The following is a 361-nucleotide window of genomic DNA, read 5'->3' as shown; positions in this document are numbered from 1 at the left end:
GCGGCAGGCCGGCGGCCAGCAGCTCCGGCAGCGCGGCGGCGCCCCCGGCCGGCAGGCCCAGCCCGGAACGGGCGAAGGCGCGCAGCAGCAGGTCGCTCAGCCGGCACGAGGCGGACAGCGCGGGATCGGCCAGCAGCACGGTCAGCAGCGGGCGCAGCGCCCCGTCCGCGATCCGGGCCGGGACGGAGCGGGCGGCCAGCGCGGCGCGGGCGGCCAGTTCCGGCCGGGTCAGCAGCCGGGACTCCGGGGTCTGCGCCAGGCGGCCGAGATTGACCCGCAGCCAGGCCTGGTCGAACGCGGCGGTCAGCGCGGAACGCGCGGCGGAGGTGCCGGCGGGCGTGGCCGCGCCCGGGGCGCCGGG

General features: G+C 82.0%; 1 pseudogene. It reads right to left on the bottom strand.

From position 1 onward, the window contains the following. Positions 1-361: pseudogene (locus GQS09_RS28430) on the bottom strand (oxidoreductase); the annotation flags it as partial.

Origin of the sequence: Streptomyces sp. YIM 98790, assembly GCF_011421595.1 — a bacterium.
Taxonomy (GTDB): domain Bacteria; phylum Actinomycetota; class Actinomycetes; order Streptomycetales; family Streptomycetaceae; genus Streptomyces.
This window is presented reverse-complemented; position numbering and strand designations above follow the sequence as displayed.